General features: G+C 64.2%; 22 protein-coding genes and 1 pseudogene. 9 read left to right on the forward strand and 14 right to left on the reverse strand.

Annotated elements, in window-relative coordinates; genetic code table 11:
- Nucleotides 1–22 precede the first annotated feature (22 nt).
- Genes FVP60_RS06680 through FVP60_RS06690 form a run of 3 tightly spaced genes read right to left on the reverse strand, consistent with a single transcriptional unit; the run spans nucleotide 23 to nucleotide 2,780 of the window.
- Nucleotides 23–883: a metal ABC transporter permease gene (locus FVP60_RS06680; protein WP_147825426.1), complete on the reverse strand. Its 861-nt coding sequence runs from the start codon at nucleotides 881–883 to the stop codon at nucleotides 23–25.
- Nucleotides 880–1,698 carry a metal ABC transporter ATP-binding protein gene (locus FVP60_RS06685; RefSeq protein ID WP_147825427.1) on the reverse strand — a complete coding sequence of 273 codons (819 nt, stop codon included), beginning with the start codon at nucleotides 1,696–1,698 and terminating at the stop codon, nucleotides 880–882. Before FVP60_RS06685 ends, FVP60_RS06680 begins: the two co-directional genes overlap by 4 nt.
- Entirely contained in the window at nucleotides 1,695–2,780 is a 1,086-nt protein-coding gene (locus FVP60_RS06690) for a metal ABC transporter substrate-binding protein (protein ID WP_147825428.1), read from the reverse strand. Before FVP60_RS06690 ends, FVP60_RS06685 begins: the two co-directional genes overlap by 4 nt.
- A 132-nt stretch (nucleotides 2,781–2,912) precedes the next feature.
- Here FVP60_RS06690 and FVP60_RS06695 point away from each other — a divergent pair, with 132 nt between their 5' ends.
- Genes FVP60_RS06695 through FVP60_RS06710 form a run of 4 tightly spaced genes read left to right on the forward strand, consistent with a single transcriptional unit; the run spans nucleotide 2,913 to nucleotide 5,465 of the window.
- Nucleotides 2,913–3,197, forward strand: coding sequence for an SAV_915 family protein (locus FVP60_RS06695; protein WP_147825429.1), 285 nt, complete (start codon nucleotides 2,913–2,915; stop codon nucleotides 3,195–3,197).
- The gene (locus tag FVP60_RS06700) at nucleotides 3,194–3,493 is read left to right on the forward strand and encodes a hypothetical protein (RefSeq protein WP_147825430.1); all 300 of its coding nucleotides are present in this window, start codon (nucleotides 3,194–3,196) and stop codon (nucleotides 3,491–3,493) included. Before FVP60_RS06695 ends, FVP60_RS06700 begins: the two co-directional genes overlap by 4 nt.
- Entirely contained in the window at nucleotides 3,490–4,704 is a 1,215-nt protein-coding gene (locus FVP60_RS06705; RefSeq protein ID WP_147825431.1) for a hypothetical protein, read from the forward strand. Before FVP60_RS06700 ends, FVP60_RS06705 begins: the two co-directional genes overlap by 4 nt.
- On the forward strand, nucleotides 4,683–5,465 hold the full coding sequence (locus FVP60_RS06710; RefSeq protein WP_147825432.1) for a hypothetical protein: 783 nt from the start codon (nucleotides 4,683–4,685) through the stop codon (nucleotides 5,463–5,465). The genes FVP60_RS06705 and FVP60_RS06710 overlap by 22 nt, the downstream gene beginning before the upstream one ends.
- A gap of 29 nt (nucleotides 5,466–5,494) precedes the next feature.
- On the opposite strand, the gene FVP60_RS06715 is transcribed toward FVP60_RS06710, so the two are convergent.
- On the reverse strand, nucleotides 5,495–7,864 hold the full coding sequence (locus FVP60_RS06715; RefSeq protein ID WP_187240584.1) for an alpha/beta hydrolase-fold protein: 2,370 nt from the start codon (nucleotides 7,862–7,864) through the stop codon (nucleotides 5,495–5,497).
- A gap of 248 nt (nucleotides 7,865–8,112) precedes the next feature.
- Between FVP60_RS06715 and FVP60_RS13315 the strand changes: the two are divergent.
- Both FVP60_RS13315 and FVP60_RS13320 read left to right on the forward strand, forming a co-directional pair.
- Nucleotides 8,113–8,859: pseudogene (locus FVP60_RS13315) on the forward strand (amidohydrolase); the annotation flags it as partial.
- A gap of 68 nt (nucleotides 8,860–8,927) precedes the next feature.
- Nucleotides 8,928–9,356 carry a zinc-binding metallopeptidase family protein gene (locus FVP60_RS13320; protein ID WP_342779450.1) on the forward strand — a complete coding sequence of 143 codons (429 nt, stop codon included), beginning with the start codon at nucleotides 8,928–8,930 and terminating at the stop codon, nucleotides 9,354–9,356.
- Between the two features lie 39 nt (nucleotides 9,357–9,395).
- On the opposite strand, the gene FVP60_RS06725 is transcribed toward FVP60_RS13320, so the two are convergent.
- The 5 genes from FVP60_RS06725 to FVP60_RS06745 form a co-directional block, all read right to left on the reverse strand.
- A complete protein-coding gene (locus FVP60_RS06725; RefSeq protein ID WP_147825434.1) occupies nucleotides 9,396–10,271 on the reverse strand; it encodes a carbohydrate kinase family protein in 876 nt (291 codons plus the stop codon).
- A 208-nt stretch (nucleotides 10,272–10,479) separates the two neighbouring features.
- Nucleotides 10,480–11,787: a dihydrolipoamide acetyltransferase family protein gene (locus FVP60_RS06730; RefSeq protein ID WP_147825435.1), complete on the reverse strand. Its 1,308-nt coding sequence runs from the start codon at nucleotides 11,785–11,787 to the stop codon at nucleotides 10,480–10,482.
- 11 nt (nucleotides 11,788–11,798) lie between these two features.
- Nucleotides 11,799–12,779: an alpha-ketoacid dehydrogenase subunit beta gene (locus tag FVP60_RS06735; RefSeq protein WP_147825436.1), complete on the reverse strand. Its 981-nt coding sequence runs from the start codon at nucleotides 12,777–12,779 to the stop codon at nucleotides 11,799–11,801.
- Entirely contained in the window at nucleotides 12,776–13,903 is a 1,128-nt protein-coding gene (locus FVP60_RS06740; RefSeq protein ID WP_147825437.1) for a thiamine pyrophosphate-dependent enzyme, read from the reverse strand. The genes FVP60_RS06735 and FVP60_RS06740 overlap by 4 nt, the downstream gene beginning before the upstream one ends.
- 4 nt (nucleotides 13,904–13,907) lie before the next feature.
- The gene (locus FVP60_RS06745) at nucleotides 13,908–15,026 is read right to left on the reverse strand and encodes a histidinol-phosphate transaminase (protein ID WP_147825438.1); all 1,119 of its coding nucleotides are present in this window, start codon (nucleotides 15,024–15,026) and stop codon (nucleotides 13,908–13,910) included.
- A 555-nt stretch (nucleotides 15,027–15,581) separates the two neighbouring features.
- Here FVP60_RS06745 and FVP60_RS06750 point away from each other — a divergent pair.
- A complete protein-coding gene (locus FVP60_RS06750; protein ID WP_147825439.1) occupies nucleotides 15,582–15,869 on the forward strand; it encodes an antitoxin VbhA family protein in 288 nt (95 codons plus the stop codon).
- Nucleotides 15,870–15,971: 102 nt separating this feature from the next.
- The gene (locus FVP60_RS06755; RefSeq protein ID WP_147825440.1) at nucleotides 15,972–16,355 is read left to right on the forward strand and encodes a Fic family protein; all 384 of its coding nucleotides are present in this window, start codon (nucleotides 15,972–15,974) and stop codon (nucleotides 16,353–16,355) included.
- Nucleotides 16,356–16,377: 22 nt separating this feature from the next.
- Here FVP60_RS06755 and FVP60_RS06760 read toward each other — a convergent pair whose 3' ends face one another.
- The 4 genes from FVP60_RS06760 to FVP60_RS06775 form a co-directional block, all read right to left on the reverse strand.
- A complete protein-coding gene (locus FVP60_RS06760) occupies nucleotides 16,378–16,821 on the reverse strand; it encodes a GyrI-like domain-containing protein (protein WP_147825441.1) in 444 nt (147 codons plus the stop codon).
- A gap of 80 nt (nucleotides 16,822–16,901) precedes the next feature.
- The gene (locus FVP60_RS06765) at nucleotides 16,902–18,851 is read right to left on the reverse strand and encodes a hypothetical protein (RefSeq protein ID WP_147825442.1); all 1,950 of its coding nucleotides are present in this window, start codon (nucleotides 18,849–18,851) and stop codon (nucleotides 16,902–16,904) included.
- A 35-nt stretch (nucleotides 18,852–18,886) separates the two neighbouring features.
- Nucleotides 18,887–19,216 (reverse strand): helix-turn-helix domain-containing protein, encoded by a 330-nt coding sequence (locus tag FVP60_RS06770; protein ID WP_147825443.1) that lies wholly within the window; start codon nucleotides 19,214–19,216, stop codon nucleotides 18,887–18,889.
- Nucleotides 19,213–20,319 (reverse strand): tyrosine-type recombinase/integrase, encoded by a 1,107-nt coding sequence (locus FVP60_RS06775; RefSeq protein WP_246132478.1) that lies wholly within the window; start codon nucleotides 20,317–20,319, stop codon nucleotides 19,213–19,215. Before FVP60_RS06775 ends, FVP60_RS06770 begins: the two co-directional genes overlap by 4 nt.
- 275 nt (nucleotides 20,320–20,594) lie before the next feature.
- Here FVP60_RS06775 and FVP60_RS13005 point away from each other — a divergent pair, with 275 nt between their 5' ends.
- Nucleotides 20,595–20,921: a hypothetical protein gene (locus FVP60_RS13005; RefSeq protein ID WP_187240585.1), complete on the forward strand. Its 327-nt coding sequence runs from the start codon at nucleotides 20,595–20,597 to the stop codon at nucleotides 20,919–20,921.
- Nucleotides 20,922–21,394: 473 nt separating this feature from the next.
- On the opposite strand, the gene FVP60_RS13135 is transcribed toward FVP60_RS13005, so the two are convergent.
- Nucleotides 21,395–22,042 (reverse strand): hypothetical protein (locus tag FVP60_RS13135; RefSeq protein ID WP_222705893.1); only part of this gene is annotated, 648 nt, incomplete at its 5' end.

The raw sequence follows: 22,042 nt of genomic DNA on the forward strand, positions 1-22,042 counted from the left end.
TGAGGATTTCTGAGTGTCGGCGTTATGGCAGCCGCAAGACGCGATCGCGGCGAGCGCCAACCATGCGGCAGACGAGATAGATGACGAAGCTCACGGTGGTGATGTACGGGCTGACGGGCAGCGTTCCCATCACCGCGAGCAAGATGCCGCCAACGGCTGAGACCACACCAAACGCGGCCGCCAGCAGCGGAACGGCAACCGGGCCAGTCGCCACGCGCATCGCGGCTGCGGCGGGGGTCACGATGAGCGCCATCACCAGCAGCGCGCCCACAATGTGAACGGCGACGGCGACGATCAGGCCGAGCAGCACCATGAACGCGAGCGATACGAACGTGGTCGGAACGCCGCGGGCAGCGGCCGATTGCGGGTCGAGGGAGTCGAACCGCAATGGTCGCCACATCAACAGCAGGCCAATGAGCACGACGGCAGAAATCGCCAGCAGCGATGCCAACTGGGGGCTCTGCACCGACACAATCTGACCGGTCAGCAGACTAAAGCGGTTGGAGCTACGGCCATCGTAGAGGCTGAGAAACAGCACGCCGAGACCGAGACCAAACGGCATCAGCACGCCGATCACGGAGTTGCGCTCGCGCGCCTTGGCGCCCATCAGGCCGATGATGGCGGCTGCGATGACGGAACCAATGACAGAGCCCGTGACGACATCGGCGCCGATGAGCAGGGCCGCGGCGGCACCGGCAAAAGAAAGCTCGCTGATGCCGTGAACGGCAAAAGCCATATCGCGTTGCATCACAAACGTGCCAATGAGGCCGCCGACAAGACCAAGCACGGCGCCGGCAACAATCGACATCCACACCAGGCCAAGCACCTCGCCATAAAACGGCAGGCCACCGAACATCAGCTCGGCAATGTCATCCCAGTTCACTGGTCTCCTCCGTGGGCGTCGGCTTCGGCATGGCAGTGTGCCTCGCCGGCGTCGGGGGCGCCAACGACGACGAGCCGCCCACCCGCGCGCAGCACCTCGACGGGTGCGCCGTAGAGATCGCTCAGCACCTCACTGTTGAGAACCTCAGCCGGGGTTCCGAGGGTGAATTTGCCGCCCGCAAGGTACAGAATGCGATCGACGGAGTCGAGCACCGGGTTGATGTCGTGCGTCACCAGCAATACGCCCGCCTGCGTGCGGCGGCGGTACTGATCCAGCAACGCCACCAGGCCCTGTTGATTGGCGAGGTCGAGGCTGGTGAGGGGTTCGTCGCAGAGCAAGAGCCCTGGCTCGTCGGCGAGAGCCTGGCCGGCGCGGAGGCGCTGCTGTTCGCCACCGGAGAGCTGACCGACCGGGCGATCAGCAAACGAGCGGGCATCAACCGCGTCAATCAGTCGTTCGACGCGCTGCGCGTCGGCCTTGCGTCGCACCGGAAAACCGAAGCGGTGCCCGGTGACACCGAGCATGATGAGATCGCGTCCGCGCAGCGAGGTATCGGGTGGAAGCGGGCGCTGCTGCGGAATGTACCCGATGCGGCGATTGCCCTTGTGCGTTACCGGCGTATCCAGCACGCTGATGGTTCCGGCGCTCAACTTGTCGAGCCCCAGAATCGCGCGTACCAGACTCGTCTTTCCTGATCCGCTGGGCCCGAGCACCGCGATGAGTTCGCCGGGGTGCACGGTCAGATCAAGGCCTGCCCACAGGGTGCGGCCGTCGCGGTGTAGCGCGCCGCCGACAATCTGGAGAGGTGCGCTCACGAGGCTGCGCCCAGCGCGTCTGCGAGGGTGTCGATGTTGCCGGCCATCCACTCGACGTAGGTGAGACCGTCAGGGAGCACTTCGGCGAATTCCAGCACCGGAATATTGGCCGCTTCGGCCTCGTCGATAATGCGTTCGGTCTCGTTGCCGCCGGTCTGCGTATTCGCGATCACAGCAGCAATTCCATCATCTTCAAGTACCTTCAGCGTTTCAAGCAGGGTCGCGGGCGCAACATCCTGCCCCTCTTCGACAGCCTCAAGGAAGGCGCTCGGCGTGCTGTTGTGCAGGCCCATCAGGTCGGTGAGGCGCAGTGCGACAGGCTCGGTGACCAGAATGTGGGTGTGCGGCTGGGTGGCAGCGACAGCCGCGATGTCGTCGGTCAGGGTGTCGAGCTCGGCGTGCAGAGCCTCGGCGTTTTGCGCGTAGGTCGCGGCATTTTCGGGGTCAAGCTCGCCAAGGTGCTCTGCCACGTCTGTTGCGAGGCCAGCGATCACGGCAGGGTCGTACCAGACGTGCTCATTGAATCCGGCGATGTGGTTGTGACCCGCGTGGTCGTCGTGCCCGTCGGCCACTTCGGTCTCTTCTGCCGCATCGTCGGTGTCGGCCTCTTCTGTCGCGTCGTCGTGCTCGTGCTCGGCGTGCTCGGCGGCGGTCTCATCGTCATGCGCGTGCTCGTCGACAACGACATCGTCGTGCTCGTCGTCAACGACATCGTCGTGCTCGTCGTTGCCCGGGTAGTCCGGCGCGAAGTCGACGGCCTCGATCACCGGCAGGTCATCGCTGGTGATGAGACCGGCGATAAAGCCGTCGTAGCCACCGCCATTGCTCACGACCAGGTCGGCACGATTGATGAGTAGCTTGTCTTTTGACGATGGCTCATACTCGTGCGGGTCTTGTGCGGCAGACGAGATCAGCGAGGTCACATCAACGTGCTCGCCGCCGATCTGCTCAACGATGCTGCCGTACACGCTCGTCGATGCCACCACCTGAATCTTGCCTTCGGAGGCGGCCGGGGTGGCAGCACAGCCCGCGAGGGTGAGGGCAGACAGGGCGATCAGTGCGAGTGGTGCGGAACGATGCATTACTCCACCCTAACGTTAATGAGAATCGTTATCAACTGCGGTCGATGAGCGCGGGCACGATCTGCGATTTTCAGCGACTCAATAGTTGCTGCCTCTACAGTGAAGTCGGATCAGGTGAAAAGGGGATACAAAATGACCACTCCGTCCGTCGTTCCGCCGGTGCTCTATGTTGCGATTCGCACGCGCAACGAAGGCACCGAGATGGCAGCCGAAATTCGCGAACTGCGCGACGGCCGTCAAGCGCTGCTGACCTACTCGTCGCTTGACCGCCTGCTCGACCTCGCGGGGCCCAATCAGGCGTGGATCGTGATGCGCACCGACGAGCTTGACACCTTGAAGAAGGAACAGCCGTTTGATGTGGTCATCTTCGACCTCGAGGTACCCGAGATGTACCGCGCGGACGGAGCAATCGCATGACGCAAATCTCGATGGACCCACAGGTCATGAAGAAGCATGCCGAAGCACATGAGCTTGTGGCCGAAGAAGCCAAGAAGGCGCTAAGCAAGACGCCGCGGTCAATCGATGCCGGACTCGGTTCTGATGCCGTCGCGACGATTGTCGCCAAGCTGGTTGACCCTGTCGATGCCGCGTATCGGGTGCATGGCACCCTCGGAGCACTGGTGCGAGGTATCGCGAACGACGCAACCAAGACCGAAGAGGATGTCAGCGCGAGCATCTCGCGCCTCGCCGACGAAGTAGAAGACGACAAATGAGCGTCATCGACACTTTCGTTCCGGGCACTCCTTCGCAGATCAAGGCGGCGGCCGAACTGCTTGACCCCTCCTTCAAAGGCGTGCTTGAGGTTTCAGAGACCGTAGGCGACGTGGTTCCCACCTCGGTCCGATCGCACTGGTATGGAGCCTCAGCCGATGCCTACGTTTCGCTCCTGCACGACGTCGGCGATGCCAGCGGCGAGCTGATGAGCTTCGCCGGTGACGGAGCCGAGAAACTGCGCGCCTATGCCGGGCAGCTGGAGCGCATGCAGAGCGATTTTGCCGGGCACCGCGAGAAGGCCAAGAGCGATGGGCTGTCGGTCTCGGGCGACAAAATTAGCGCGCCGGTTCCGCCCACCAGCTACGAGGTCACTGACCGGGACGACCCCAACTGGAATGCCTGGCAGCGCTACCAAGACCGCGTTAAGACGTACAACCGTATTGCCGAAGACGTCGGCTCTTGGTGGGGCGAGTTGGAAGTGTGGGTTCATGAGAACCTCGATGCCTTCGCCGGAACCATCCCCGCTGATAGCGCGTTGACCACGGCTCTTGAGGCGCTCGGCGAGGCTGGGGCTGATATTCCCAAGGAGTACATCGGCTTTCAGGGTGACCTCTGGAAGGAGAACGCCGAGTTTCTCAAGGGCGAGGGCGAACGCCTGCGTACGGAGGCCGATGATTGGGTTCGCAAGCTCCGCTCCGGAAACCCCGCGGTGCGTGCAGCCGCCGAGGCGGCGAACCCGCACGCATTGCGCTGGCAGGCAAGCGAAGTTGAAGAGCTCGCGAGCAAGCTGGGCAAGACGGCGAAGTGGGTGCCCGGGGTCGGCTGGGTCATCGACGGCGTTGACCTGGTGAAGGCCCTAGAAGGCGACGGATCACCCAGCGCGGTTGGCGTTGAAATTCTTGCCGGAACCGCCGGCGGCATCGTCGGCGGCGCCCTTGTTGGCGCGGGTCTTGTCGCGGCCGGCATTACCGCCCCGGTGTGGGTGCCGGTAGCGGCGGGCGCTGCGATTGCTATCGGCGTCGGTGCGGGTGCCGTCTGGGCGTATGAGAGCTGGGTGCCGCAAGATGTGCGCGAGGCAATCGACGCGGGTATGCGCGACGGTTGGGACGCCACCACCGACTTTGCCGAAGATGCCTGGGACAACACCACCGAGTTCGTGGGAGATGTCGGGCACGGCATCGGCAAAGCATGGGATGGCTTGTGGAACTAACCGCCACCGAAATCACGATCAGCAACCGCCGGGGTTGGCATCCGCCAAAGGGCGGTGTCGCTCCCCTCCTCATCGTCGCCGCGATCCTGGCCATCATCGTTACCGCGTGGTTGGGGGCCGTGACGATTGCCACCGGCTCCGTCGTCGTCGCGCTTTTTGCCGCGAGTGTGCTGGCGCTGATCGGCTTGAGCATCGGCATGCTCATCGCAAAAGTACGAGACACGCGACCGCTCGTCGTGCGCGCACGCGTCACGGCAGACGGCGTGACGTTTGATGCCGGAACCGGTGCGCGTTCCCTCATGCGTTGGCTGGCGCCCGTCGGCGTTCTGATGCTCGCCAGCCTCGTTGCGTTGCTTGTGAGCGGCGAGCTCTATGGCGACAGCGGTGAAGCCGTCTTCTCCGGCGTCGGCCGGTTTGGTTCGGTGGCGTTCTTCGCCATCGGCGCGGCCATCATCCTGCCCGGAATCCGCGCGTGGCGTGGTTCCGGCGGCGCATCTCTCACCCTCACTCCCACGACTGTGAGCCTCACCCTGCCCCGCACGGGCGGCAGCGCCGACTGGCCCGCCATCGGCGGTGCGACGTTTGCGGCGGAGCGTGCCAGCGTGCTGGCGAACAGCGGAACCTTCTCCTGGGCGTCACGAGACTTGGCGAGCGATCCCGTCGTGCTGACCGAGCTGATCACCTACTACGCCGAAAACCCGGCGGCTCGCGCCACCATCGGCTCTGGCACAATCGCCCTGCTGCAGTTGGGCAGGTTTTAGCTCGACTGCAACAGGGCGACCACCACACATCAGTGGGTCAGCGTGCCGCGGTGACGGCGGCGCATGATCACTCCCAGCGCGATGGCGAGGGTGGCAAGGATGCTGAACGCTGGAACCATCACCGCACCCGTTGACGCGAGCCCGCCACTGGTTCCGCCACCGCTAGCGGCACCGTCGGCACCATCTCCACCGCCGGGTTCACCGCTTGGCGTACCCGGTGTGGTTGGCGTTGGCCCGCCGCCGCCACCATCGGTTTCCGCGGAGTCGTAGGGCAGGTGGGCGATGAAAACGTCACCCGAACCGGCGTTGGTCGTGCCGGTCGGGGCGCCATAGGTCAGCCCGCTGATCCATACCGATCCGGAGGCCGCGAAAAGGTTGGGGTCATCCCATTCGTCGGCGCCGTCACGCTCGAATGAGCCGAACTGCGTGAGAGCTCCCACGGTGCCCGTCGACGAAATCTCTGCGGTCACAATGTCGACGCCGCCAAGCGACTCGACCATCGCTCCGTACGAAACACCGACGACCATGAGCCCACCATCTGCCCCCAGAACACCACCGATCGCGCGGTCGTCGGTGGTGGTTCCGAACTGCGTCGCCCACTCACGAGTACCTGCCTCATCGAACGCGGCGACGTACATATCGTGGTCACCGAGGTTCGCATCACCCAGTGCACCCTTGGTGTGGCCAACAACGTAGACCCCGCCTTCGCGGGTGACGGCGGCCCAGGCCTGATCGGTTTCGGCAGTTCCAAACTGCGTCAACCATTCACGTTCGCCCGTTGGCGAGTACTTCGCGACGTAGGCGTCCACGCCGCCGGCACTGGTTACACCCGGCAGCGCGTTGCCTGCGATGCCTGTGACATACGCGCCGCCGTCGGGTGCAAGGCTCACGCCCTGGCCCTTGTCTTCACCGGTTGAGCCGAACTGGTCAGCCCACAGCACCTCCCCGTCTTCACCGATGCGCACCAACAGCACGTCTTTGTCGCCCGTGCTCGGGGTGACGGCAGCGCCGCCGGTATACCCCGCGAGGTACACGCCACCGGCGCCATCGGAGGCAACCGCGTAGGCGCGGTCGGCGGCATCGGGGTCGCCAAAGCGCGTGATCCATTGCTGCTCACCGTCGCCGCTGAGCGATGCAGCAAAGATCTGATCACTCGAGCCCGGCTCACCGGCATTGTCAGAGCGCGTGAACCCGGCCACGATAAAGCCTCCGGAACCATTGGGCACAACGCCGTAAGCGCGATCGTTGGCTGGAGTGGCGATGGGAGCGTTCCACAGCACGGCTCCATCGGCGTCGCGACGCTGCACGATCACGTCCATGCCGCCCGCGTATGCCACGCCGTCAAACGCGTCTGCCACGGTGAAGGCGACGATGGTTCCGCCGTCTTCAAGCTCAACAATGCCGCTCGCGCGATCGTCTCCCGCGGTACCCAGTAGCTCGGCTTCCCAGGTTGCGGGAGGCGTGGTGCGGAGGTAACCGTTGAGATCTTGCACGCCATCACGGAAGGCCGACTGCCACACGCCCCAGTCATGTCCGCCATCAATGACCCGCAGTTCTGCGGTTACACCGGGTGTGCGGCGGGCCGCCGAATAGACGAGATGTGTGGCCATGTCGAGATCGTGCATGGCATCGGCCGGGTCAGGGTTTGCCCACTCATCATCGCCCACACCGAGGTAGAGGTGCACGGGCATGGCGGGGTCGAAGCTGGCGAGCGCCGTCTCGTAGGACAACTCTTCGTACCGGGCGTGGTCGTACAGCGCATCGCCGACGCCGTACGCGCCGTATTCACGCGCCGACGAATCGGCAGGCGGTGCGCCCTGGTACGCGGCGGGGCTCAAAATGAGTCCAGCCGAGAAGGTCTGTTGGTGAGCAAGCGCAAACCGCAACGCGCCGGCGCCACCCATGGAGTAGCCACCGACCGCACGCGCGTGACGGTCATCAACGGTGCGGTAGTTGTCATCGACGTAGTCAACGAGGTCGATGGCCAGCGCGGTCTCGACGGCAGCACCCGCGCCTTGATCGCCGGTATATAGCGAGTCGGTGTACCAGTTGCCGCGGCTTGACCAAGGCGAGTCAGGCATCACGACGATCATCGGTGCGATCTCTCCGTCGGTGATCATTTGGTCAAGGTCACCCTTCACCTGCTGCCACGCCGCCATCGTGTCGCCGCGACCATGCAGCAGATACAGCGTGGGGTACCGCTCTTCTGACTCGGCGTAGCCGGGCGGGGTGTATATCGCGAAGTCGACGGCTCCCGCGGCGGTATCTGGCGCCTGCGCCATCATGATCTCCCCTCCTTCAGCGGCGGTCGCTGCTGCCGGTACGGCGAGCACCGACAGGGTCAGGGCGAGGGCGCCAGCGGCGGATAACACCGCGCGACGCGAACGAGACATAGGCATGAAGGCTCCTCTTTGAACCGCACTCGGTAATTTGGAAACGTTTCCAATACTTCTCGAGTACCAGTCTCCCACCCTCGTGAGAGGCGCGTCAATGGTGCCGCGTGCAGAGGCGGCCGCATGCGCTACTCCTCGGTGACGGTAAACAGCGGGAGCAGATGCCTCGTTCACCGGGATTTTTTCGGGTTTCGCCATAGTCGTGCCATTCGGCCCCGCGTGGGTTAATCTCCCTCTAACCAAAGGGGGACGCTATGGGAACACAATCTGCGACGGCGACGGTCTTGAGCGGGCTGCCGGGAGTACGGGCGTGGCAGGAGCCGCTCTACAAACACATCCACGAGCACCCCGAGTTGTCTCACCAAGAGGTCGAGACGGCCAAGACTGTTGCGCAGCATCTGCGAGATGCCGGCTTCACGGTGACCGAGAAGGTCGGCGGAACCGGGGTCGTGGGCGTATTGCGCAATGGCGACGGACCGTCGGTGTTGCTGCGCTCCGAGCTGGACGCGTTGCCCGTGAAAGAAGACACGGGGCTACCGTACGCCAGCACCGCGGTGGCGACGGATCCGCAGGGCAAGACGGTTCCGGTGGCGCACGCATGCGGACACGATATTCACATCACCTGCCTGCTGGGGGCTTCTCGGCTGATGTCGGACCACACTGAGGCTTGGTCGGGAACCCTCATCGCCCTGTTCCAGCCAGCTGAGGAGGTCGGCAACGGCGCCTCGGGAATGGTCGAAGATCACCTCGCTGACATTGTCGGGCACGTTGATGTTGCACTGGCACAGCAGGTCTTGCCGTTGGCCGCTGGCACGGTCGGCACGCGCAGCGGCGCCGTGCTCTCGGCTGGGGACACCTTGCGCGTGACGTTGCATGGGCGTGGCGGGCACGGCGCCAGCCCGCAGGCGACGGTGGATCCGATCGTGATGGCCGCGATGGCGGTCGTGAGGTTGCAGTCGATCGTGTCTCGCGAGATCGCGCCAACCGAAACCGCGGTCGTCACCGTCGGCAGCTTCCACGCCGGCGACAAGGGCAATGTGATCCCCGACGACGCCGTGCTCGCCAGACCGTGCTCGACAGCATTCACGAGATCATCAACAACGAGGCGTCGTCGTCGAACGCTCCGCAACCGCCCGACTTCGTCGCGCTCGACGAGTTTCCCCCGACGATCAACGACGCGGCGACGACCGCGACCGTCCGCACGGCCTTCGACGCCTACTTCGGCAACGGTTCCACCGAGCTGGCGTTGCAGACCGCGAGCGAAGACTTCAGCGACATCCCCGACGCGCTCGGCGCGCCATATACCTACTGGGGTCTGGGCGGAATCGACCCGGAACAATTTGCCGCGGCCGCGAAAGCGGGGACCATCGAAAAGGACATTCCGTACAACCATTCACCGAAGTTCGCGCCGGTCATCCAGCCCACTCTCGACGTCGGCACGAGCGCCCTGGTGGTCGCATCCCTCGCCTGGTTGGCGGGGCCGAACGCACAAGAATGAGGGGTCACCGGCGAAAAGGGGTGTTCCTTACGAGGCGCGCTACCCCTCGATGGCGTCAAGCAGCGGGTGAAGATGCTTCGTTTCTAGGGCTGTTCGAGCCTGTCGCGCTGCCGCGGCAAGGCTCTCGTTCAGCGTCGCGCCGGCGATGTGCGCGGCCAAGAACCCAGCCATAAACGCGTCGCCGGCGCCATTCGTGTCCACGATGTCAACAATCGGCTCGGCTTTTACCCGCGCCGTGGTTCCGTCAACGGCAACGGCAATGGAGCCCTCGGCCCCTAGTGTGCACACGGCGAGGGCCGGGCCGCGCGCGACGCACGAGCGGATCAGCGCCTCGGGGTCATCCGTCGCGTCGCCGTTCATGAACACCACGTCGGCGGCACGCAGAAACGGTTCATGAAAATCAGCCATGCCGTCGTAATCGTGCAGGTCAACCCAGATGGTGGGCGGGTGTTCGGCCTCGCGAACGCGGGCGATCAGCAGACGCCCGGTTTCGGTGAGGTCGATGACGGCATGGTCGGAACCACGAAGCGCGGCAAGCAGTTCGGCTTGCTGGTGCACGGTGGCTGGCGCGGGGGTCGCGAGATACAGACTCACCCGTTCGCCGTGGGGCGTCATGAGGTTGAGGTGCCGTTCGGTGCGGTCGGCCTCGTGCACGGTCAATGCGACGCCAGCGCCCCGTAGCGCGTCGGCGACGCGGCGGCCGTCGCCATCATTCGCGAGCAGTGTGTGCAGCATGGGGTCAACACCCAACGACGTGAGGTGCAGCGCCTTGCCCGCACTGGTTCCACCCACCGTGTGCCACGAATCATTGGCAAACTGCATGTGCGGCACGGGCTCGGGCAACCGGTCAAGCATCACCATCTGGTTCCACGATGCCGGCCCAAAAACCACGACGCGCGGGGAGGTGTTGTCCATGGCTGGAGTGTAGCGAAGGGCGGGTGCCCGACGTCGCCCGTGGCAATTCGCGGGCGACGTCACCGTATGCGAGCAGACTCTCGCCGATTCCAGCCGAAGGGTTGGGCGCACCCCGTGTTTACCGGGATTGATGCCGTCGTTTCAAATCACCTTCGCTCGAGTGATCTCACGTCGATTGAAGAAGAAGCAACATCAGGGTCGCCTTGCACTAGTCAAGTAGCAGCGCGGGCTCTTCCAGGATCGAGGCAACGTCGGCGATGAAGCGGCTCATGCCGTCGCCGTCGATCACGCGGTGATCGAACGATCCAGACACCGTCGTCACCCAGCGCGGGCGCACCTCGCCGTCAACAACCCACGGCTTCTGCGTGATCGAGCCGAGCGCCACAATCCCTGACTCACCGGGGTTCAGAATCGGGGTTCCGGCGTCCATACCAAACACGCCAATGTTGGTGATGGTGATAGTGCCCTGCTGCTGATCGGCAGGCGTCGTCTTGCCCTCACGCGCCGTCAGCGTCAGCTTTTCGAGCGCCCGCGCGAGCTCACGCATCGACAGGTTCTGCGCGTCTTTGATGTTGGGAACCACGAGTCCGCGCGGCGTCGCCGCGGCGATACCGAGGTTGACGTAGTTGCGCACCACGATTGAGGCGCCGTCGTCGCCGTCGACCCACGCGGCGTTCACCATCGGTGTGCGCTGCGCGGCCCAAATCACCGCGCGCGCCATGATGAGCAGCGGCGAAACGCGAATCTCCGCGAAGTCGGGCGAAGCCTTCATCCGCTTGACGAGCTCCATCGTGCGCGACGCATCAACGTCTTTCCACACCGTGACGTGCGGCGCCGAATACGCCGAGCGCACCATGGCAGCGCTGGTCACCTTGCGCACGCCCCGCACCGGAATCGTCTCCTGGCGGTCATCGTCGGCGGAACCATCGGCTGCGGCCGTGGGGGAGACAACGATGGTCTCCTCCCGCTCCGCACCCCACTGCGGGGTCTGAATGTTGCGGAAGACGCTGGCCTGCGACGCCTGGCCGACGACGTCATCGCGGGTCACTTCACCGGCAGGACCGGTGCCCGCCACGTGCGTGAGGTCAACGCCGAGGTCACGCGCGAGCTTGCGAATCGGCGGCTTCGCGATCACGCCGGCACTGGAAACCACCGGGTCTTGCACCACCTTGCGGCGACGCGACTTCACCTCACCCATGGTTCCGTAGCCGACCAGCACCGAACCGCCGCCCTCGCTCGCGGCCGCAGGCGTGGCCGGGGCGGAAGGCGAGTCGGAACCATCGGCGACGGTAATAATCGGAGCGCCCACTTCGACCGTGACGCCCTCGGCAACCAGCAGGTCGCCAATGGTTCCGGCAAACGGCGACGGCAACTCCACCAGCGACTTTGCCGTCTCAATCTCGACGAGCACGTCGTTGACGGCGACGGTGTCACCGGGCTTCACGCGCCACTGCACGATTTCGGCCTCGGTGAGACCTTCACCAACATCGGGGAGGTTAAACGTCTGCGTCGCCATGATATCTCCGATCAGTACGCGAGAGCGCGGTCGACAGCTTCGAGCACGCGGTCAGGGTCAGGCAGGTAGGTGCCTTCGAGCTTTGCTGGCGGGAAGGGCGTGTCAAAGCCCGAGACCCGAATAACGGGCGCCTCCAGCGAGTAGAACGCGCGCTCCATCACCGTGGCTGCCACTTCGCTACCGACCGAGACGTGCCCGGGCGCCTCCTGCGCGTAAACCATGCGGCCGGTTTGGCGCACCGAGTCAAGAATCGGCGTGTAGTCGATGGGCGACAGCGAACGCAGGTCAATAACCTCGCAGCTGATGCCCTCGCTCTCGGCGAGCACCGCGGCCTGCAGCAGTACCGAAACCATGGCGCCGTGGCCGACCAGAGTGACGTCGGTGCCGCGGCGAACCACGCGGCTCGCGTGAGTGGGGAGGGCCGATGACTCGAGGTCAACCTCACCCCTCTGCCAGTACCGGCTCTTCGGCTCCATGAAGATCACGGGGTCGTTCGACGCGATGGCCTCCTGGATCATCCAGTACGCGTCATTCGGCGTCGACGGGCTAATCACCCGCAGCCCCGGAGTGTGCGCGAAGTACGCTTCGGGGCTCTCCTGGTGGTGCTCAACCGCACCAATGTGGCCGCCATACGGAATGCGAATCACAACGGGAAAAGGCACGGAACCTTCATGCCGGTTGGTGAGTTTGGCCAGTTGCGAGGTGATCTGGTCAAACGCCGGAAACACGAATCCGTCGAACTGAATCTCAATCACCGGACGGAAGCCCGCCATGGCAAGCCCGATCGCGGTTCCGACGATTCCCGACTCGGCGAGAGGCGTGTCCAGCACGCGCTGCTCGCCAAACTCGGCCTGCAACCCTTCGGTGACGCGAAAGACGCCGCCGAGGGGGCCAATGTCTTCGCCCATCAGCAGCACGCGGTCATCGTTCGCCAACGCGGCGCGCATGCCAGCGTTCAGCGCCTTTGAAAAGGTCATCGTGGTTCCGCTCATGCTGCACCTCCCTCGAACGTCTGCTCATACTCCGCCAACCAGCGGCGTTGTTCCGCCATCAGCGGGTGATCGTCGGTGTAGACGTGGGTGAACATGCTGTCGTGCCCGGGTACGGGCAGTTCAAGCGTGCGGCGGCGAATGTCGGCACTGAAATCACGCGACTCTTCTTCGACGCCTTCGAAGAATTCGGCGCTCGCGCCTCGCCCTTCCAGGAAGGCGCGCATGCGAGCGATGGGGTCGCGCTCGGCCCACGCCTCTTCTTCATCCTTCGTGCGGTACTTCGTGGGGTCATCGCTCGTGGTGTGAGCACCGCGGCGATAGGTGACGGCTTCGATGGCCTGCGGGCCGTGGCCGGCGCGGGCCTCATCGAGCGCGTAGCGGGAGACGGCGTAGCTGGCGAGCACGTCGTTGCCATCGACCTCGAAGGAGGGCATGTAGCCGGCGGCACGCTCGTGCAGCGGCGTGCGCGACTGGCGGCTGACCGGCACGGAGATGGCCCACTGGTTGTTCTGCAAGAAGAAGACGGTCGGCGCCTGGTAGCTCGCGGCGAAGACCATGGCCTCGTGTACATCGCCCTGGCTGGACGATCCGTCGCCGTAGTAGGCGATCACGGCCTGGTCGGTGTCGGGGTTGCCGGTGCCGGTCTTGCCGTCGAAGACGAGGCCCATACCGAAGCCGGCTGCGTGCAACGTCTGCGAGCCGAGCACCAGGGTGTAGATGCGGGTGTTGCCGTTTTTCGGGTCGTTGGGGTTCCAGCCACCGTGCGTGAGGCCGCGCATCAGTCGAACGATGTCGATCACGTCGACGCCGCGGATCTTCGCGACGACGTGCTCGCGATACGACGGAAAGAGGGTGTCTTGGCTGCGGGCGGCGAAGGCGGAGCCCACCTGGGCTGCCTCCTGGCCGAAACTCGGCGGCCACAGCGCGAGCTGGCCCTGACGCTGCAGGTTGGTGGCCTCGCGATCGAAGCCGCGAACGATCACCATTTCGCGATAGAACTGCTCGAGTTGCTCGTCACTCACCGCGTCGATGATCGGACGAAACTGTTCGGCCGCATCCGTCGGCGCGAACGTGCCATCGGCGGCGAGGACGCGAACGAGACCGGGTGTATTCGTACGAGTCACAGTTCTACGCTAGCCCCCGGACCGGGTGCCCTTCTGGGAGGGTATCTACAACGGATTGCGCAATACGCACGATGACATCAATAGATTCAGCCTCGCCAATGGAGACGCGAACGCCCTCGCCGGCGAACGGTCGCACGATGACGCCGCCGGCTTCAAATGCGGCGGCAGCGGCCATGGTGTCGTCGCCGAAGGCGAGCCACACGAAGTTGGCCTGGGAGTCAGGAACCATGATGCCGGCGGCGCGCAGGCGGTCGAGCAGTTGGGTGCGGCGCTCGACGAGAACGGCAACGCGCGCCTTGAGCTGCGCCTCGTTGTCGAGGCTCGCGAGAGCCGCGGTCTCGGCCTGCGCCGTGACCGACAGCGGAATCGCGGTGGAGCGGGCGGCGTCGAGAATGCGCTGGTGGCCGAGCACGTAGCCGACGCGGAGCCCCGCGAGGCCATAGGCCTTCGAGAAGGTGCGCAAGACGACGACGTTGGGGAAGTCGGCGAGAATGCCGTCGCGCACACCGTCGACCGCGTCGGGGTCGGTGACGAATTCGGCGTATGCCTCATCGAGCATGACGAGCACATCGCCCGGCACCTTCGCAAGGAACTCGCGCACGGCGGCTGCCGACATGGTTCCGCCCGTCGGGTTATTGGGCGTGCAGAGAATGATGGCGCGCGTGCGGTCGGTGACGGCGGCGGCCATGGCGTCAAGGTCATGCGCGAAGTCGGCGGTGAGTGGAACCTTGACGCTCGTGGCGCCCGGAACCAGCGTCAGACCCGGGTAGGCCTCGAAGGAGCGCCAAGCGAAGATCACCTCATCCCCGGGGCCCGCGACGGCAAGCAACAGCTGCGCGATGAGAGCGACACTTCCGGAGCCGACGTGCACCTCATCACTGGTAACGCCATACTTTTCGGCAAGGCGGGCACGCAGGCGCCCGGCCGAGGCGTCGGGATAGCGGTTGATGGTCACCTCGGCGCGGATCGCATCGACCACCGCGGGCAGCGGTTCAAACGGGTTCTCATTGCTCGACAGCTTGAAGGCATCGGCACCCGCCTGCTTGCCCTGCTTGTAGGGCGGGAGCGAGGCGATTTCTGGCCGGACGCGGACGGGAGCGGAGTTTGAGGCTTCGTTGGTCACGAGGGTGAGTCTATTCTGCGCTCCATTCCCGCGTCAGCATGTCTGCCGACTTGGAGGGGCTGGCCGAGAAGCCGCGCTTGTCTCCTTGGTGATTCAGCTCAGGGCGCTGGACCATCCCGCCGCACTTAGCCGCCGTAGGTTTCATGTAGATGGGCCGACGTCTACCACCCCGGTAAACCGCCAAGTTCTGTGACAGAATGTGCCACCATGAAGGCGCGAGCGGTAGTCCTTGTCGATTACCTGGATGTATATTCACCACGTCTTTATCGCGTCTACTTTTGGGAACGCCCAGGCATTGATTACGGGTATAACTTGGACGCCTGGGACCTGGTGGACTGCGTTGATGCAGCCGAAGCGCTTGCGTGGGCTGCTGCGCATTCGAACGCTCGTCTCTATCAAGTCTTTGCTGTCACTTCTGATAGCGGTGGTGATGCTGAGCGCCTAGTCCTTCTCCACGGCCGTAACCCCAACATTCCTGGAGACGACTAGAAGCAGCTCGGGGTTCGCCCTAAGGCGCGCGGCCGACAATCTCAAACGAAGCGGAAGAAGAAATCCATGAGCAATTCGATGCGAGACGCATACGAACGCGTCAGCCGTGTCGAGGCGGCGCGCGAGGCGACCGGCACCGGGTTCGACGTCGTGCAGCTGTGGCCGGAACTGTTCACCGGTATGTCGGAGAGGAGCCGCGACGGAATCCGTCAAGCGGTTGCCGCGAATTGGCATGAAGGGTGGACGCCCGACCGTGCCGCGGTCACTGACCTGGCGGCGTGCGCGAAAGGTGAGATCTCCCGCGAAGAGATGCTCGAGCGTGCCCTTCGACGCGCCACAGAAGCGAACCAGTGACCGATTTCACGACGTGAGAATCGTTCTCCTGCCCAGGACACGTACAGCACGTTTAGCCGGCAAGGAACGCTGCGCAACAAGCTCGACGCGAAGGACATGTTTGTGCTCCGCGAGTTGGAGTACCTGGGAACCGCCGATCGACGCTCCGAGCTGCAGTACGGCGGCGACGGGATCGCACGCACCTACGGCGCCGAGCACCTGCAGAGTATTCACCGCTATCTCTTCCAAGACCTCTACGAATGGGCGGGAGAGATCCGTGCCGTCAATATCGGTAAGGGCGGGCAGGTGGGTTTCGCGGACGTGCGAGACGCCAGCGTGGCACCCGACGTTGTTGCCCAACGAGGGCAGGTCTCTCAGGTTCTGACGGACGTGCAGGAATACGTGCGCGATCACGACTGGGGGAGAATGACCCGCAACAACCTGGTGAACCACGCCAGCGTGATCTTCGCCTATGTGAATACCGGTGGAAGTGCCTTATCCGAGTGAGAACTATCCACCTTGTTTGAGGTCAGTTCGATGAGCTGACCGGGACGAGGCAGTCGACCTCGCCCTCGCGGCGGTAGTACTCGATGTGCGGCCGTCCAGGGTCGTGGTCTGCATGTTCGAAGAGCGCGTCGAATGCGGGGGCAATGTTCTCGTAGATAGACGGGGCGGTGCCGCGCAGGCGCAGGCGCAGGTAGCTGCCGCCTGGTATCACGGTCTCGTCGAGGCCGAGTGGGTTGTCGTGGTCTCGACCAAGACGTGTGGAGGACAGGCGGTATATCTCGTTCTCGCCGTAGAACAGTCCCATCATTCTGCGGCCCTGTATTGAGTCGAAGGAGCTCTCGAAGTCGGGCCAGGCGGCTTGGATCGTGGCGATGTTGAGGGTGACGTCACGACTCAGGGCAGGAGTGTCGTCCAGTTCGATGACGTCGATCCGGCCGAGATCATGGTTCGTGGGGTAGTCGGTCATAGCCTTATGTCTACTGGATTTTCGGGGCTTTTCTCAACGCGGCTGGAATGCGGCTGTGTCGGTGCTGTGGCAGGTCGCGTTCAGCGGCGCCGGCCGGTGGGGATGGCTGGTGCCGTGGCGCGCAGGGCCGGGTAGTCACCACGGGTGCCTCCGGCGAGGCGGGCGTAGTTTTCGAAGGTGGCGACGCCGAAATCGAGTACGTCTGCGAGGACTTTGGCGGGGACGGCTCCGGCGAGCCGGAACCGGGCGGTGTTCTGTAGCGCGGAGATGCTGGTGCCGAGAGGGCGCAGGCGAAGTGAGAGGTATTGCGGGTCGAGAGGCTGCCCAGGGAGACGGCCAGGGAACAGCCATGCGTCATCGTCGGCGTCGGGTCGGAGGTCGAGCTGCTCGCGAGCGAGCAGGGTGATCGGCGCGGGCAACGTGAGCGGACGGTCTCCGATGTGGAGGTCGAGGCCGTCGCTCTCGTCGCGGAGCTGGCGGCGACGCAGCGCGAGCGTCTTGGTTGCGGGGAGTCCGTAGACCGCGATCAGCAGCGCCGCGAGGCGCGCATCGAGCGGGATTGTGCGATCCGTGGTGAGGGTGCGGATGACGTTTTCGAGGTGTTCTTCGGACGTGCTGATCGTGGGTTCTCGGCGCGGGAGTGTCGAGATGTCGAGCTCGGGCGTGATGTCGCGTTCGGCGGCCCAGGTGAGGAACTGCGGGAGCCATCCTCGTGCGGTGCGGAGGGTGATGAACTCCTCGATTTGCGCCTGGGTGAGAGCGTGCAGGGGCGTCTGTTGTTCCTCAGTCCAGGTGAGGAAAGTGATCAGGCCGCGCAGCGATGCTTTGAGGTGCCGAGCTGCGCCGATAGCGATGTCGCCTGCGGCATCTCGGCTGGCTCGGCGCATCAGCACCCATCGAGTGTAGGTGCGCAGCATTTGGCGGTGTTCGGCGGAGGCTCCGCCGATGGTGTGCGTCGCCCAGGCCATCAGCTGCCGCGTGGCCGCCGCATCGCGCGGCAGGGCACCGGAGTCGAGGAGAAGCGTGCGCAGGTAGATCAATGGCTTGCTCGGTCGAGGCGCGTCCAGTATGGACTCGATTGCGGCTCGCGCGGATGCGATGTCACGCAGCAGGTCCGTGCTCGGCCCCATGTGCAGCCACTTGATGATCTGGGCCGGGCGAGGCTGCGCGAGCAGGTAGTCACGCAGTGCCTGCATCGGAGGAAGGAACTCACCGTCGGGGCCGGTGAGGATATCGTCGCAACGATCGCTGAGGACACACTTTCCGCAGAGGCGACCGTAGTTGTGTTCTTCGCTGCCGCAGCGTCGGCAGGCGTAACGAGGAGGCTGACCGGCGCAGCCCGCGCAGCACGGGAGGTCGTCGGCACCGAGGAACGCGAGGATGCGCTTCTCGTCGCATCCGGGGCAGGGTGCCGGGTTGCGGAGGATGCGGTTGTGGCAGGCGAAGCAGTGCGGGCCGTGGAGGATGTTCACGGCGATCTTCTTCTCCTGACCGCACGACACGCAGAGTCGCAGACGCTTCGGGAAGCAGTTCAGGCAGACCCGTCGCCCGTCGACGCGCCCGACGGTGGTGACGGTCTTCCCGCAGTCGTCACAGGTGAACGTCGGCATGCCCTCCGGCCCGCAGCGCTGGCAGACGCGCTGCCCATCGGTGTTGGTGGCGGTGAGCTTCTTCATCCGCAGACAATCGGGGCACTCCCCGTAGGAGCGGCGCTGCGCGCAGCGGAAACATTCGCGCTGACCCTGCTCGTTGCGGACCTTGACGACTCTCCTGGTGCGGCATGACGGGCAGAGCGGCAACCGGATGCCGGTCGCGCCATCGCGGACAAGATTCGCCAGCAGCGTCTGCACCTGACTCGGTGTTGTCTCCCCATGCAGTTCGATGGGGTTGAACTCGTCGCTGGTCAGCAGCCGCAGCGTCCCGTTCCGCGCTCTCGCTTGCACGATCCTCTCCGCCGCGTCAATGACGGCCGGTTCCGGTGCGGTCACGCCCTTGGCGGCCAGGGCGGCGGCGACGCGACGCCCGAACACCCCGTTTGGCTGTGGAGTGCCGCGTGGGGTCGTGGTCACAGCTTCGGTCGCTGGATGCGCGCGGCGACGGGGCGCAGGTCTCCGATGTCCTCGATCCTTCCGCTCGTCCCCGTCGCCTGCACCGACCGTGCGGCGGCTTGTTCGAGGACGAGTAGGTCGCTGGGCGTGCAGTCCAGGATCGTGCAGAGTGCCGCGAGGACCTCGACGTTGAGGCGTTGCGGGGTCTGGGTCACCAGCCGGAAGACCTGCTCGCGGGAGAGTGCGACGCCTTCGGCGTTCAGCGGTTCGAGGAGGTCTGTGGTCTTGAACATTCCGCGTTCGGCCATCAGTGTCCGCAGCCGCCAGGTGATCGTCTTCGTCGTCATCGGGTGCTTCCTTCCGGGAAGTAGAACTTGTCGATCGCCGCCGCCAGGACACGGTTGCGGTAGTCGTCGGTCACCGAGGTGTAGATCGCCGTCGTCGACGCGTAGGCGTGCCCGACCTGGGCCTGCACGAACTGCTCCGCATAACCAAGCTCGATGAGGTGCGTCACGTAGGAGTGGCGAAGGCTGTGCAGGGTCAGCTCGCTCGGCAGCCCAGCCTCGTCGCGGAGCTGCGCGAACCGCCGGTCGAGGTAACGGTCACCGACGCGGGTGCCGCGCTCGGTCGGCCAGAGCCCCAGATGGTTGCCGGGGTTGAACTTCTCCCGCACCTGCTCGACGTAGAGGCGCAGCCCGTCGATCGCCCACTCGAACTCCGGGAGCGACAACACCGACCGGCGCTTGGGAATCGACCCTTTCGAGGACTTCCCGTGCCGCACGTGCAGTAGCCCGAACCGACCCCACTGCGGTGTCTTCGCGTTCGTCCGCAGATCGACCACATCCAGCCCCAGCACCTCGCGGCGACGTAGCCCCCACGCATAAGTCGTCTTCAGTAGCTGGGCATCCCGCAACGCGGCCAGCGCGCCCTTGCGGCCCTGCTGCCGCAGTGTTTCCACACGTGCGTCAGCGACGGCGAACAGCGCGTCCAGTTCGTCATAGTCCAGCGGCCGCCGACCCGGCGTGCCCTCGAAATCGACGGTGTGCGCGACCGTGTTCCACTCGAAGCACACCTGCGTCGGCACCGACCCGAACCGTGATCGGCACTCCGCCACCCACCCATAGCGCTGGTCGGTGACGAAATCGCAGAACGCGCGCAACGTCAGGTGATAGATCCGCACCGTCGAACGCGACAACGGTCGCGGGCCGCTGAACAGGCTCGTGGTGAAGTCCTCGACGTCACCCGGCAGCCACTCCCACGGGTACGAATCCGCGAACCGTTGGAACCGCTCCACCTGCCAGCGGCGCATCTGGATCGTCTGCGTCGCCAGACCGCGACTCACCTGCTGGCGGGAGAACCCATCGAGCATTCCGCCGAAAACGGCCGCGTCCTCGTGCAACGGCACAATGCCCGGCTGCCGAAGCAGCAGCACCTCCGCATCCTCACCCACCCCATCATTATTGCATCTAACGCAACGCTAGAATGGATGACATGGCCCACAACGCGGATCACGCCCTCGCCAAACAGCCCGGAATCATGGGGCTGAACGTGACCCGGCGGCGTCACCGCGCCTCACTCCACCACCACGCTGGCAAGCCGACGCGATCCTGGCGACCCAAAGGCCCGGAAACACGCGGAACCACCGCATGTTGCATCAGATCGAAAAGTTCTCGCTTTCAAGCTCACCCATTCCGAGAAGGCAACGGGCGCACCTCGAAGGTGTTCATGGAGCACGTTGCGGAACAAACCCCGTACACGTTCGATTTCGCTCGCGTCGATCCTGACGTTTGGAACCATGCGTCAGAAATGAGCCGGCCACAGAACGACCGATTGTGGATCGACCCCACGCCGCTGATACCCGTTTTTGAGCAAGCCACCCAGCCCCGCGGTTACATGCTCAACCGCGATACGCCACAGCCGATGCCGGAACCGCTCACGCTCGCTGAGCGGCTAGCGGGTCGACTGAAAGATCTACGGGCGGAACAGTTGAACACGCCCCCTCTCACCCCCGAGGCCGGCCATACCCACTCCGGCCCCTCATACGGTCGCTGATATGACTTGGCACCCCATCTTGGAAATGCACGAGCTTGAACCTGGCCGGTGGGAGCTGCGCGAATACGATGGACAGCCCTACGGGCTCATCGAGCTACGTCGCACACCCGATGGACTTCGCTACCGGTGCTCTTTCCGTGGTGCCGTCATCGGCTGGTCTCAGACCTTGCGTAGGGGCGTCGAGGAAACGCACCGGGCTTTCTTGCGAAGCCACGGCCCGCAAGGCGGTTCGGTCTCAGGTCATGGCTCGGAGCGCCCGGGGCGCTAGCGACCATTTGCCGGTCGGTATGTGTGATATCTGCTGCCAGGTGTGGTCACTCGTTGCGTGAAGGTGACCATAGTTCGTGTTCCTTTCTGTTCGGTGTAAACCCCCATGCTGTCGAAGCCAACGAAGGAAACCAAAAATAGTACAGACGGTTAAGGTACGACGTCTTGGGCGTCGTACCTTAACCGTCTTAGGCTGGCCGCAACTTCTATTGATCGAGCTGGTGTATTTCTTTTACCGGTATGAAATGAAGAATCACACCGCCAAAAAAGGCAGGTAACGCAGCCATTATGAACTGTGAGGTTGCGACGTAGATCGGTGCAGTTGACGGTGAAGTAACGATCTCCTGACCGACTAGCGTCCATGATGCCCAGAGAGCCGCTGTCACCAGCACTACAGCCAACATGCATCGACTCACACTGCGTGGAAGGAGTTTTGATCGATGTATGTCTACGCCGAGAACTACGAGAACGCACACCACCAGCCCCTCGCGGATGGTGCCCCAGGGAGCTCCTACAAAACCAAGAAGAGGTCCAGATAGCGCCAATATTGCCAAGACGAGAGCGCTTGCGGTCGGGAGTGTGTGACCGCGGAAAACATTCTGGCGAGGGCTAGGAGTAAAGCAAAGAAGGGCGACGGCAGCAGAAATCAAACCTGCGGGGATGAATGAGAGGGAGGAGAAGCCAGTACCGGAACTGGTGAACGTTGCGGCAAGAATAAGAAGCCATCCTGCAAGCTTCCATAAGCCTTTCGTGTGACTAGTCAAGATATTCTCCGTAGTGTTTGGTGTGCAACGGCCACAGGCCGTTGCACACCAAAAACAAGTTTTAGTTTGTAAAGTACCGCCGAGTGGTGT

The organism is Microbacterium mitrae (genome assembly GCF_008017445.1).
GTDB lineage: Bacteria > Actinomycetota > Actinomycetes > Actinomycetales > Microbacteriaceae > Microbacterium > Microbacterium mitrae.

Bases quoted from the DNA above. Each gene is read 5' to 3' on its own strand.
- FVP60_RS06690 (WP_147825428.1), bottom strand. From the start codon at position 2,780: ATGCATCGTTCCGCACCACTCGCACTGATCGCCCTGTCTGCCCTCACC.
- FVP60_RS06695 (WP_147825429.1), top strand. From the start codon at position 2,913: ATGACCACTCCGTCCGTCGTTCCGCCGGTGCTCTATGTTGCGATTCGC.
- FVP60_RS06700 (WP_147825430.1), top strand. From the start codon at position 3,194: ATGACGCAAATCTCGATGGACCCACAGGTCATGAAGAAGCATGCCGAA.
- FVP60_RS06705 (WP_147825431.1), top strand. From the start codon at position 3,490: ATGAGCGTCATCGACACTTTCGTTCCGGGCACTCCTTCGCAGATCAAG.
- FVP60_RS06710 (WP_147825432.1), top strand. From the start codon at position 4,683: ATGGGATGGCTTGTGGAACTAACCGCCACCGAAATCACGATCAGCAAC.
- FVP60_RS06715 (WP_187240584.1), bottom strand. From the start codon at position 7,864: ATGCCTATGTCTCGTTCGCGTCGCGCGGTGTTATCCGCCGCTGGCGCC.
- FVP60_RS06725 (WP_147825434.1), bottom strand. From the start codon at position 10,271: ATGGACAACACCTCCCCGCGCGTCGTGGTTTTTGGGCCGGCATCGTGG.
- FVP60_RS06730 (WP_147825435.1), bottom strand. From the start codon at position 11,787: ATGGCGACGCAGACGTTTAACCTCCCCGATGTTGGTGAAGGTCTCACC.
- FVP60_RS06735 (WP_147825436.1), bottom strand. From the start codon at position 12,779: ATGAGCGGAACCACGATGACCTTTTCAAAGGCGCTGAACGCTGGCATG.
- FVP60_RS06750 (WP_147825439.1), top strand. From the start codon at position 15,582: ATGAGCAATTCGATGCGAGACGCATACGAACGCGTCAGCCGTGTCGAG.
- FVP60_RS06760 (WP_147825441.1), bottom strand. From the start codon at position 16,821: ATGACCGACTACCCCACGAACCATGATCTCGGCCGGATCGACGTCATC.
- FVP60_RS06770 (WP_147825443.1), bottom strand. From the start codon at position 19,216: ATGACGACGAAGACGATCACCTGGCGGCTGCGGACACTGATGGCCGAA.
- FVP60_RS13005 (WP_187240585.1), top strand. From the start codon at position 20,595: ATGGAGCACGTTGCGGAACAAACCCCGTACACGTTCGATTTCGCTCGC.